This window comes from Tropicimonas sp. (assembly GCF_047971885.1).
GTDB lineage: Bacteria > Pseudomonadota > Alphaproteobacteria > Rhodobacterales > Rhodobacteraceae > Tropicimonas.
Window position 1 is genome coordinate 1 of sequence record NZ_JBKEAE010000070.1, and the last position, 9,744, is coordinate 9,744.

General features: G+C 64.8%; 11 protein-coding genes. 8 read left to right on the forward strand and 3 right to left on the reverse strand.

Going from position 1 to position 9,744, the window contains the following annotated elements:
* Nucleotides 1-74 precede the first annotated feature (74 nt).
* From ACK5IR_RS07065 to ACK5IR_RS07090, 6 genes are all read left to right on the forward strand, one after another.
* Nucleotides 75-278: a DUF1737 domain-containing protein gene (locus ACK5IR_RS07065; RefSeq protein WP_416927313.1), complete on the forward strand. Its 204-nt coding sequence runs from the start codon at nucleotides 75-77 to the stop codon at nucleotides 276-278.
* Nucleotides 279-280: 2 nt separating this feature from the next.
* Nucleotides 281-1,312: a MaoC family dehydratase gene (locus ACK5IR_RS07070; RefSeq protein WP_416927315.1), complete on the forward strand. Its 1,032-nt coding sequence runs from the start codon at nucleotides 281-283 to the stop codon at nucleotides 1,310-1,312.
* A gap of 257 nt (nucleotides 1,313-1,569) precedes the next feature.
* Nucleotides 1,570-1,965: a succinate dehydrogenase, cytochrome b556 subunit gene (gene sdhC / locus ACK5IR_RS07075; RefSeq protein WP_416927317.1), complete on the forward strand. Its 396-nt coding sequence runs from the start codon at nucleotides 1,570-1,572 to the stop codon at nucleotides 1,963-1,965.
* 14 nt (nucleotides 1,966-1,979) lie between these two features.
* A complete protein-coding gene (locus ACK5IR_RS07080; protein ID WP_416927319.1) occupies nucleotides 1,980-2,375 on the forward strand; it encodes a succinate dehydrogenase, hydrophobic membrane anchor protein in 396 nt (131 codons plus the stop codon).
* A gap of 16 nt (nucleotides 2,376-2,391) precedes the next feature.
* Nucleotides 2,392-4,197, forward strand: a complete 1,806-nt coding sequence (sdhA, locus tag ACK5IR_RS07085) for a succinate dehydrogenase flavoprotein subunit (protein WP_416927321.1) — start codon at nucleotides 2,392-2,394, stop codon at nucleotides 4,195-4,197.
* Between the two features lie 143 nt (nucleotides 4,198-4,340).
* A complete protein-coding gene (locus tag ACK5IR_RS07090; RefSeq protein ID WP_416927323.1) occupies nucleotides 4,341-5,126 on the forward strand; it encodes a succinate dehydrogenase iron-sulfur subunit in 786 nt (261 codons plus the stop codon).
* A gap of 168 nt (nucleotides 5,127-5,294) precedes the next feature.
* On the opposite strand, the gene ACK5IR_RS07095 is transcribed toward ACK5IR_RS07090, so the two are convergent.
* Complete coding sequence (locus ACK5IR_RS07095) at nucleotides 5,295-5,798, reverse strand: GNAT family N-acetyltransferase (protein WP_416927325.1); 504 nt, start codon at nucleotides 5,796-5,798, stop codon at nucleotides 5,295-5,297.
* A gap of 73 nt (nucleotides 5,799-5,871) precedes the next feature.
* Here ACK5IR_RS07095 and ACK5IR_RS07100 point away from each other — a divergent pair, with 73 nt between their 5' ends.
* On the forward strand, nucleotides 5,872-6,477 hold the full coding sequence (locus tag ACK5IR_RS07100; RefSeq protein WP_416927327.1) for a flavin reductase family protein: 606 nt from the start codon (nucleotides 5,872-5,874) through the stop codon (nucleotides 6,475-6,477).
* 21 nt (nucleotides 6,478-6,498) lie between these two features.
* On the opposite strand, the gene ACK5IR_RS07105 is transcribed toward ACK5IR_RS07100, so the two are convergent.
* Nucleotides 6,499-7,059: a hypothetical protein gene (locus ACK5IR_RS07105; protein ID WP_416927329.1), complete on the reverse strand. Its 561-nt coding sequence runs from the start codon at nucleotides 7,057-7,059 to the stop codon at nucleotides 6,499-6,501.
* A 325-nt stretch (nucleotides 7,060-7,384) separates the two neighbouring features.
* Nucleotides 7,385-8,716: an anaerobic C4-dicarboxylate transporter gene (locus ACK5IR_RS07110; protein ID WP_416927331.1), complete on the reverse strand. Its 1,332-nt coding sequence runs from the start codon at nucleotides 8,714-8,716 to the stop codon at nucleotides 7,385-7,387.
* Between the two features lie 164 nt (nucleotides 8,717-8,880).
* Between ACK5IR_RS07110 and ACK5IR_RS07115 the strand changes: the two genes are divergently transcribed.
* Nucleotides 8,881-9,744: S-methyl-5'-thioadenosine phosphorylase (locus tag ACK5IR_RS07115; protein WP_416927333.1), on the forward strand; the 864-nt coding region annotated here is incomplete at its 3' end.

Sequence of the window (9,744 nt, forward strand, 5' to 3'; positions counted from 1 at the left end):
CGCGAGCGCCGTCCTGCTGCTGATCGTCGGCTACATTCACGGATGGCTTGGCTATCCGGTATTCGGATGACCCCATGAAGATATACCGCTTTCTCACCGAAGACGACACGTCGGCCTTCTGCCACAAGGTCACCCGCGCGCTGAACGAGGGCTGGCACCTGCATGGCGACCCGACCTATGCCTTCGACGCGGCGCGCGGCACGATGCGCTGCGGTCAGGCCGTGGTCAAGGACGTGACCGGCACCTATCACCCCGATCTCAAGCTGGGGGAACTCTGAGCATGGCCAAGACGAATCCGGGCCGGTTCTTCGAGGATTACCGGCTCGGAGAGACCATCACCCATGCCGTGCCGCGCACGCTTTCGGGCGGCGAACGCGCGCTTTACCACGCGCTCTATCCCGACCGGCACGCGCTGGCCTCGTCCGACGCATTCGCCCGCACCTGCAGCCTGCCCGGGGCCCCGTTCAACGATCTGCTCACCTTTCATACGGTGTTCGGCAAGACGGTTCCAGATATCTCGCTGAATGCGGTGGCCAACCTCGGCTATGCAGAGGGGCGCTTTCTGAAACCCGTCTATCCGGGCGACACGCTCGCCTCGGAAAGCGAGGTGATCGGGCTCAGGCAGAATTCCAGCGGCAAGTCGGGCGTGGTATGGGTGCGCACCACCGGGCGCAACCAGAATGGCGAGCCGGTGCTGGAATATGTGCGCTGGGTCATGGTGCGCAAGGCCGATCCCGGCGCGCCGGCGCCCGAACCTGTCGTGCCCGTGCTGGCGCCGGTCCTTGAGCCGGGCAGGCTTGCGATCCCCTGCGGGCTCGATTTCAGCCGGTACGATTTCACTTTGGCGGGAGAGCCGCATCGCTGGGGCGATTATGCGATCGGCGAGACGATCGATCACGTCGACGGCGTGACCGTCGAGGAAGCCGAGCACATGATGGCGACCCGGCTGTGGCAGAACACCGCCAAGGTGCATTTCGACGCCACCTTCCGCCCCGACGGCAAACGGCTGATCTATGGCGGTCATGTCATATCGATGGCGCGCGCGCTGTCTTTCAACGGGCTGGCCAACGCCCAGATGATCGTCGGGCTGAACGCCGGGGCACATGCCAACCCCTGTTTCGCCGGCGATACCGTCAGGGCGTGGTCCGAGGTGCTGGACAAGGCCGAGACCGGCGCGCCGGGTGTCGGCGCGATCCGCCTGCGGCTGGTGGCGACCCGGGGCGGCGAGCCGTTCGCCCTGCTAGACAGCGATGGAAAATACCTGCCCGATGTGTTGCTCGATCTCGACTACTGGGCCCTGATGCCGGTCTGATCGCACCGAGGGGCGCCCCGGGCGCGACCAAGATTGACCTGCGGTCAAACGATGGACATGGTTGGACAGGCAGAAAGGACGGACGCCGATCATACCCGACCAGCCGGCAAACGCGAAGCGCCTGCGCGCTGCGGCGGCCGGCTCGCGCCAATAAGCCGCGCCGCGAACCCGGCGCATTGGGCGTGACACCGGCGCGGGACATACTAGAACGGGAGCAAAGGCGGGCGCGCCCGCAACAACTGAAGGAGCCAGATCTCATGGCAGACGTGAACCGGGCGAACCGCCCTATGTCGCCCCACCTAACGATCTACAGAACCCACATTCTCATGGTAAGCTCGATCCTGATCCGGATCACCGGCAACGGGCTGACCGCGGGTATCGTCCTCGTCCTGTGGTGGCTGCTCGCCGCCGCCGCCGGGCCCGAGGTCTATGCCGCCAACATGGAATGGCTGACGGGCTGGTGGCTTGCCTATATTGTCTGGTTCGGCGTGATCTGGCTGCTTTGCTACCACATGCTGGGCGGCATCCGGCATATCATCTGGGACGAATCCGTCATGCTCGACCTGCCCACCGCCGAGAAACTGGGCTGGGCCATCGTCTTCGGTTCGGGCGTTCTGGCCGTGCTGATCTCGATCCTGCTGCTCATCGCCTGACCCGGAGTTAAGCCATGCACTACTATACCGACCGCAAACGCGCCGAGGGCAAGGGTTCGATCCGCCACGGTGCCGAGCACCAGCTCGAAGTCACCTACAGCTCCTATGCGATGACCGTGCTGGTCATCCTCTTCCTGTTCCGCATCGCCCCGCTGATCGGGGCTCCTTACGAAGTCGTCCTCGAAGGCGTGAACTCCGCCTTCAACGCCACGATCCTCGGTCTCTTCATCGTCAGCGCCACCTATCACTGGCGCTTCAACATCAAGAAGGTGTTCGAGGATTACGTACCCCATGGATGGGACTTCGCCGGGATGATCACCACCACCCTGCTCGGCTGGTTTTTCTGCGGCCTGGGGCTCTATTCCCTGGTCAAGATGTTGATTGCCGCCTCTTTGGGCGCCGCCGGCTGAGCACTGGAGTAAAGAAATGACCGCATACGATCTTACACACCACAAATACGACGTGGTCGTCATCGGCGCCGGCGGCGCCGGGCTCCGGGCAACGCTTGGCATGGCCGAACAGGGGCTCAAGACCGCCTGTGTAACCAAGGTCTTCCCGACGCGCTCGCATACTGTCGCCGCCCAGGGCGGCATCGCCGCTTCGCTCGGCAACATGGGCCCGGACAACTGGCAATGGCACCTTTACGACACCGTCAAGGGGTCCGACTGGCTCGGCGATACCGACGCGATGGAATATATGGTCCGCGAGGCGCCCAAGGCCGTCTATGAGCTTGAGCATTACGGCGTTCCCTTCTCGCGCACCAAGGAGGGCCGCATCTATCAGCGCCCGTTCGGCGGACACACCACCGAATTCGGTGAAGGCCCCGCCGTTCAGCGCACCGCCGCCGCCGCCGACCGCACCGGGCACGCCATCCTGCACACGCTTTACGGCCAGTCGCTCAAGCACAAGGCCGAATTCTTCATCGAGTATTTCGCCACCGACCTGATCATGTCGGAAGACGGCGTCTGCCAGGGCGTTCTGGCGTGGAAACTCGACGACGGCACGCTGCATGTCTTCAACGCCAAGATGGTGGTGCTCGCCACCGGCGGGTATGGCCGCGCCTTCTTCTCCACGACCTCGGCCCACACCTGCACCGGCGACGGCAACGGGATGATCGCCCGCGCCGGCCTGCCGTTGCAGGACATGGAGTTCGTCCAGTTCCATCCGACCGGCATCTACGGCTCGGGTTGCCTGATCACCGAGGGCGCCCGCGGCGAGGGCGGATATCTGACCAACTCCGAAGGCGAACGGTTCATGGAGCGCTACGCGCCCACCTACAAGGACCTCGCCAGCCGCGACGTGGTGAGCCGCTGCATGACGATCGAGATCCGCGAGGGTCGCGGTGTCGGCCCGAACAAGGACCACATCAACCTGCACCTCGATCACCTGCCCAGGGAAACGCTGGCCGAACGGCTGCCGGGCATCACCGAAAGCGCCGAGATCTTTGCCGGCGTCGATCTGACGAAAGAGCCGGTTCCGGTGCTTCCGACCGTCCACTACAACATGGGCGGCATTCCCACCAACTACTGGGGCGAGGTGCTGAACCCGACCGAGGACAACCCCGATGCCATCGCACCGGGGCTGATGGCGGTGGGCGAGGCGGCATGTGCCTCGGTGCACGGCGCCAACCGCCTGGGTTCCAACTCGCTGATCGATCTGGTGGTCTTCGGCCGCGCCGCCGCTATCCGGGCGGGAGAGATCGTCGATCCCGCGTCCCCGAACCACGAGATCAACCAGGTCAGCCTCGACGCGGCCATTGCCCGCTTCGAGCATTTCCGCAACGCCGACGGCGCCATCCCGACCGCCGAACTGCGCGGCGAGATGCAGCGGACGATGCAGAACGACGCGGCAGTCTTCCGTACCGACAAGTCGCTGGCCGAGGGCGTCACCAAGATGATGACCGTGGCCGAGAAGGTCGACGATCTGAAGATCACCGACCGCTCGCTGGTCTGGAACAGCGATCTGATGGAAACGCTGGAGTTGACCAACCTCATGGCCTGCGCGATGGCGACCATCGTTTCGGCCGAGGCGCGCAAGGAAAGCCGCGGTGCGCATGCCTCCGAGGATCACCCCAACCGCGACGACGAGAACTGGCGCAAGCACACGCTGGCCTATGTCGCCGGTCCGCAGGTGACGCTTCGCTACCGTCCGGTACATGTCGATCCGACGATCCCGCCAGAAGAGGGCGGAATCGATCCCGCGCGGATCGCGCCGAAGGCACGGGTCTACTGATGCTGTCCCGGCGCGCACGCCCTACTGTCAGAACACGGGCTCCGGCCCGTGCGCGCGCGCGCCGGCAATGTCACCAGCCCGCAACGACAACCCCACGCCACGCGGTCGCGCCACGCGCCACCCGCAGCATGCCGAGGTGAGAGATGACTCAATTTTCACTTGTTCTTCCCCAGAACTCCCGGATCAAGACGGGCAAGACCTGGCCCAGGCCGGAAGGCGCCACGAATGTCCGCAAGTTCCAGATCTATCGCTGGAATCCCGATGACGGGAAAAATCCCCAGATCGATACCTATTTCATCGACCTCGACAAATGCGGGCCGATGATTCTCGACGCGCTGATCAAGATCAAGGACGAGATCGACCCGACCCTGACCTTCCGCCGCTCCTGCCGCGAGGGCATCTGCGGCTCCTGCGCGATGAACATCAACGGGATCAACAAGCTGGCCTGCATCTGGGGCATCAGCGAACAGAAGGGTGACATCAAGATCTATCCCCTGCCGCACATGTCGGTCGTCAAGGATCTGGTGCCTGACCTGACACTGTTCTACGCCCAGCACGCCGACATCATGCCGTGGCTCGAAACCAAGACCCCCGCCCCGGAGAAGGAATGGCTCCAGTCGCCCGAGGATCGCGCCAAGCTCGACGGGCTTTACGAATGCGTCCTGTGCGCATCCTGCACCGCGTCCTGCCCCGCCTATTGGTGGACCGGCGACCGGTATCTCGGCCCGGCCGCGTTGCTGAACGCGCTGCGCTGGATGGTCGACAGCCGCGACGAGGCGACGGGCGAGCGTATCGACAATGTCGAGGATCCCTACAAGCTCTACCGCTGTCACGTCATCATGAACTGCACCCAGACCTGCCCGAAGGGGCTGAACCCCGGCAAGGCGATCGCTGATATCCGCCTGCTGGCACAGGCCCGCCTGCACTGAGCCTTCGGTTCACGCACAAATCGTCCGCCGGACCGGCGTAAAGACTGGCATGTGGCCGCCCCGGAACCGGGGCCGCCATGTCATAGGGGGTGCCGGTTTTCCGGCAGCATCGCGGTTCAGCCGGCCCTGACAATCTGATCGCCCCATTGGCATCGGGCCCGCGACCGGTCACATGGAGCGCGAACGCCCCGGGCGCGCCGCTCCGGACGAAGCGCGTGCCACCGGCCCGGTAATGCCGCGCCAGTCTCCAACGCCCAGAACGCGATCGGGGTTGGTGGGCGGTGGCATGACAACGGCGTCGAGGCGGACAAAGCCGAAACGGCCATAATAGGGCGCGTCGCCGACCAGAAGCATGCGGCGCCAGCCGGTCTCGCCGGCGCGGCGTATGACCTCGCGGATCATCATGCCGCCCAGACCCTCGCCCTGATGTGTGGGATGCACCGCCACCGGTCCAACCAGCGCCGCCGGATGGCCCGCCACATCGACCGGCCAGACCCGGATCGCACCGGCGACGATACCGTCCTCGCGCGCGACAAGGCACAACCGGGAAACGGGTTCGATCCCCTCGCGCAGACGATAGGACGAAAGCGCCGTGCGCCCGGGCGCAAAACACTTGTCGAGCAGGGCCTCGACCTCCCACCAATCCTCTGCCCGTTCTTCCCCGAGGTTCACCCGACCGCCCCGCCATTCACGCTGGAAACACTGTTTTTTCAGCGATAGTTGTTTCGGAAAGGAGACACCAGCCATGTTCTACCGGCCAGAGGACGGGCACGGCCTGCCCGAAAATCCCTTCAATGCCATCGTGACGCCGCGTCCGATCGCCTGGATTTCCACGCGCGGACCGGACGGCTCGCAAAACCTTGCCCCCTATTCCTTTTTCAACGCGGTGGCCTATACCCCGCCGCAGGTGATGTTCGCCACGACCGGCAGGAAACACGACCGCGACGGCACCAAGGACACGCTGGCCAATATCCGCAACACCGGGGTCTTTGCGGTGAACGTGGTGGAATATGCCATGCGCGAGGCCATGAACCTTACCTCCGGTACCTGGGACAGGGATGTGGACGAAGCCGAGCTGGCCGGAATCGACCGCGCCGAATGCGAGACCATAGACTGCCCGCGCGCCGCCGGCGCGCCGGCGACGCTCGAATGCCGCCTGACGCAGATCGTCGAATTGCCGGGGCCGGCCAATCAGGTTGCCTTTGGCGAGGTCACGGGTATCCACCAGCGCGACGATTGCCTGCGGAACGGGCGTTTCGACGTCACCCTGTACCAGCCGCTCACCCGCCTCGGCTATCGCGATTTCGCCCGGATCACCGAGATGTTCGAGATGAAACGCCCGGGCGAATAGAACTGCGCGGCGGGCCGTCCCTCAGATCAATCCTCCGCCTTCCGGCGGATCGGGATCGGGCTCCTGCGGATCAGGGCCGGGCTCCTGCGCCGGCGGCGGCGTTTCGGGCGGCGGTGCGGGCTGTCCGGGTGTCGGCGGCGAGACAGGCGTGACAACCGGGTCCGGTGCCGCAGGCACCGGAGTCGCTGGCCGCGGTGCAGGCGCTGCCGCAGGTGTGGAAGGCTTCGCAGGTCTTTTCCGTGCCGGTTGGTCGGTTTCGGTCACACCGGCGCTGATACCGATGTCCAGCGCTTCCATCTGGAAGTCGTATCCCAGATCGAGGCCGACAAAGGCCCGCCTGTCCAGATACGCCGCGCCGATCGTCGGGCGGATGCGTTTGCTGCGAAACAGGAAATCGATACCGACCGACGCGACGATGTCGTAGGGCCTGTCATCGGAAAATACCCGAAACGCGATCCCGCCGTCGACACGCTTGCCGCGATCCAGAACAAGGCTGATCCCGACACCAAATGCCGGATCGGCCGCCGCCGGCACAGCCAACCCCAACACCAGCACCACAACCGTACCCACACCCGTTTTCATCCGAGTCTCCAATATGAATTGTGAATAATGGACCCGCCGTGCCCGGCACCCGCCGCACGGGCGCGCTGCACCCGGCCGGCCTGCCATGGGTGGATTTGCGTCAGCCTGAAATCCACGCCACAGAACCGGCCACCGGCGATGGTGACGGCCGCATCGGCAACACTCGCAATGAACAGATATCGGCGAGCTTCGAAAAACAATTCACACGCCGCTGTGGTCATGATGGCAAATTATGGGCGCCGGCGAAAGCGGTTTTCCCCGGCTTCCCGAGAACATCCCCGGGAGCGATCACGCGCCGCCACGGGTCAGGCCACACCGAAGCCGCTCAGAGCAGCAGGTGCGCCAGAAGCAGCCCGATTCCCACCGATCCCCAGGTGCAGATCAGGCCCGGCCGCATGAAGCTGTGGTTGAGCAGGTATTTCCCTATATGCGTTGTCCCGGTCCGGTCGAAGTTCACCGTCGCCAGATCGCTGGGATAGTTCGGGATGAAGTAATAAGCATAGACCGAGGGGAAGATCCCGATCAGGGTCGCCGGTGCTATCCCAAGCTGGAAGGCAAGCGGCCCGAGCATCCGTGCCGTCGCGGCCTGGCTGTTGACGATGATCGACACCAGGAAGAAGGCAAAGGCGAACATCCACTGGTACTGCGAGACCATGCCCTCGATCGCCGGGGTGATCGTGTCGAGGTTGTTGGTCACGAACGTATCGGCCAGCCAGGCGATACCGAAGATGGCGACCACCGCGCTCATCCCGGCGCGGAACACCGGCCCGGCCACCATGGCCTTGGCCTCGACCTTGCAGAACAGCACGATGATCGCGGCGGCCGACAGAAGTGCCATCTGGATCACGCCGCCCATGTTCACCGGCTTGCCCGTCTCGGCATCGCCGATCGGGCGCAGTTCGGGAAAGACCCCGAGAAGAACGATGCACACCAGCCCGGCGAGGAAGATATAGACCGACCGTCTCGCCGATGCCGGCAGGGTCACGCCAAGCAGCGACGCATCGGAGCCTTCGATCTCGGCGCGCAGTCTGGGGTCGGCCATCCGGCGCCGGTATTCCGGGTCGTCCTTCAGTTCGACCCCGACGAAGGTCTGAAAGAATGCGGCGATCATCAGGGCGGTGAATGTCGCCGGAATGGTGATCATCAGGATATCGCCCAGGGTGTAGGGCATGTCGCGCTCCTCGAACTGGGTCACCAGCCAGACGATCGCCGCCGACAGCGGACTGGCCGTGATGCCGAGTTGCGATGCGACCGAGGAAACCGCCAGCGGCCGCTCGGGGCGGATACCGGTCTTGCGCGCCACATCGGCGATGATCGGCTGGATGACATAGACGGTATGTCCCGTCCCGATCGATACCGTCATCGTATAGGTCACCAGCGGTCCAAGATAGGTCACCGCCTTGGGATAGCGGCGCAGCAGGCGTTCGGACAATTGCACCAGCCATTCCATGCCGCGCGCCGCTTCCAGCGCCGAGGCAGCGGTAACCGCCGCCAGGATGATGAGCATCACCTCGATCGGCGGTTCACCGGGCACGAGCCCGAAGACGAAACAGAGCACGACGACACCAAGGCCGCCGGTGATGCCCATGCCAAGGCCGCCGATCCGCGCACCCATGTAGAGCGCCAGAAGGGTGACAAGCAGTTCGAGCCAGATCATTGTTTGAAGCTCCCGGTACAGATATCCGCGCGCGCCACCTATGCGCCCGAACGCATCCCGCGTCATAGCGCCCACCGCGACGCGCGACAGGATTTCGCGCCCCGCACTTCCGCCCCGCTATTGTCGCCGCTAATCTGCCGCGCGAGTCACCCATGGAGAGAGCTATGGAAACGATGATCGGCGTGATCGGGGGCAGCGGTCTTTACGAAATCGGCGGGCTGCTGGATGCGCGGTGGCAACCTGTCGGGACCCTCTGGGGCGATCCGTCGGACGAGATCCTGACCGGGCATATGAACGGGGTACCCATGGCGTTCCTGCCCCGCCACGGCCGCGGCCACGTCCATTCCCCCACCACCGTCCCGTATCGCGCCAATATCGACGCGCTGAAACGGCTCGGCGTGACCGATGTGATCAGCATTTCCGCCTGCGGTTCGTTCCGCGAAGAGATCGCACCGGGGCATTTCGTGATCGTCGACCAGTTCATCGACCGTACCTTCGACCGTGAGAAGAGCTTTTTCGGCACCGGATGCGTTGCCCATGTCAGCCTTGCGCATCCCACCTGCGCCCGGCTCGGCGATGCCTGTGAGCGGGCTGCCGAAGCGCAGGGCATTGCGGTGCATCGCGGCGGCACCTATCTGGCGATGGAAGGGCCGCAGTTCTCGACGCTGGCCGAATCGAAACTCTACCGCGACGGCTGGGGGTGCGACGTGATCGGCATGACCAACATGCCCGAGGCCAAGCTGGCCCGCGAAGCAGAGCTTTGCTACGCCTCGGTCGCCATGGTGACCGATTACGACAGCTGGCACCCCGACCATGGCGAGGTCGACATCACCGCCATCATCCAGACGCTGACCGGCAACTCGGCCAACGCGCGCGGGCTGGTTGCGCGCCTGCCGGCGCTGCTCGGACCCGGCCGCAGCCCCTGCCCCTGCGGCTGTGACCGGGCACTGGACCACGCGATCATGACAGCCCCCGACAAGCGCGACCCGGCGCTGATCGGGAAGCTCTCGGTCGTGGCGGGGCGGATA

Coding starts and splice junctions, on each gene's coding strand:
- ACK5IR_RS07065 (WP_416927313.1), top strand. CDS start 75: ATGAAGATATACCGCTTTCTCACCGAAGACGACACGTCGGCCTTCTGC.
- ACK5IR_RS07070 (WP_416927315.1), top strand. CDS start 281: ATGGCCAAGACGAATCCGGGCCGGTTCTTCGAGGATTACCGGCTCGGA.
- sdhC (WP_416927317.1), top strand. CDS start 1,570: ATGGCAGACGTGAACCGGGCGAACCGCCCTATGTCGCCCCACCTAACG.
- ACK5IR_RS07080 (WP_416927319.1), top strand. CDS start 1,980: ATGCACTACTATACCGACCGCAAACGCGCCGAGGGCAAGGGTTCGATC.
- sdhA (WP_416927321.1), top strand. CDS start 2,392: ATGACCGCATACGATCTTACACACCACAAATACGACGTGGTCGTCATC.
- ACK5IR_RS07090 (WP_416927323.1), top strand. CDS start 4,341: ATGACTCAATTTTCACTTGTTCTTCCCCAGAACTCCCGGATCAAGACG.
- ACK5IR_RS07100 (WP_416927327.1), top strand. CDS start 5,872: ATGTTCTACCGGCCAGAGGACGGGCACGGCCTGCCCGAAAATCCCTTC.
- ACK5IR_RS07105 (WP_416927329.1), bottom strand. CDS start 7,059: ATGAAAACGGGTGTGGGTACGGTTGTGGTGCTGGTGTTGGGGTTGGCT.
- ACK5IR_RS07110 (WP_416927331.1), bottom strand. CDS start 8,716: ATGATCTGGCTCGAACTGCTTGTCACCCTTCTGGCGCTCTACATGGGT.